This is a genomic window from Bacilli bacterium (assembly GCA_035326105.1).
GTDB lineage: Bacteria > Bacillota_I > Bacilli_A > RFN20 > CAG-826 > UBA7706.
Genome location: DAOKYO010000003.1, coordinates 1 through 831, shown reverse-complemented (window position 1 = coordinate 831; position 831 = coordinate 1). Strand labels below are relative to the sequence as shown.

Here is an 831-nt window from a genome sequence, read left to right as displayed (position 1 = left end):
AGTAACGCACGAACCCACATGGAACTATTATACGGCTGACTATTACAGGGAGCAAGAATTAAACATGGGTATTCCGGCGGCTTATGCTGAATATTTACACGAAACGAAGTTAGAGGGCAAAATATTTAGTGAGGATTCAATACAATGGTGCGAATTGCCGGACTTGCACGAATTTGAAATGATTATCTCGCATTGGGATATTGCATACACCGACAACGAAACAAGCGACTACAACGCCGTGAGGGTTTGGGGGGTTAAAAATCGTAAGTTCTATTTGATTGATTGCTTTGTAAAACAAGCAAAAATGAAACTTGCATGTAATTGGATGTGTGAGTTTAAAAAGTCGTTGCCGGATGACATTAATATAATATTTCAATACGAATCACAATTTTGGAATGAGGAGGTAGGGCGCAATATAGACGAGGCGGAGGAGGAGCACGGGGTCAATCTTAATATAATGAAAATAGATACACCACCATGCCAATAAATTAGGACGTATTATCAAAATGGTACCTTATTTTCAGAACTCCCGCATATATTATAATATAGAATTAAAGAGCCACAACGACACGCAAGTCGGTGTTATGCAACTTTGTGCCATTGAGGAGGGTAGCGGCGAACATGATGATAGCCCGGACGCCGACCAACAAGCAATTGCGCATTTAGAAAAATATACTACATCAAGCAAACAACAAAACCAAAGTGAAAAATCCTATCAAGTTGGTAGAATGAAACGCAAAGATTATACAATATGATTTACTTAGTTAAAGACGACTTAATAGAGGTTATTCAAGAAAAACTCCTCGATGACAGTTTGCAACTGGATGATAA

2 protein-coding genes are annotated in these 831 nt (G+C 38.6%); both read left to right on the top strand.

Translation table 11 applies throughout. The features are described from left to right. Nucleotides 1-487, top strand: a 487-nt coding sequence (locus PKC96_07990; protein HMM01240.1) for a hypothetical protein, incomplete at its 5' end; no start/stop codon positions are given. A 19-nt stretch (nucleotides 488-506) separates the two neighbouring features. After that, nucleotides 507-755 (top strand): hypothetical protein, encoded by a 249-nt coding sequence (locus tag PKC96_07985; GenBank protein ID HMM01239.1) that lies wholly within the window; start codon nucleotides 507-509, stop codon nucleotides 753-755. Nucleotides 756-831 lie beyond the last annotated feature (76 nt).

Bases quoted from the DNA above. Each gene is read 5' to 3' on its own strand.
- PKC96_07985 (HMM01239.1), top strand. From the start codon at position 507: ATGGTACCTTATTTTCAGAACTCCCGCATATATTATAATATAGAATTA.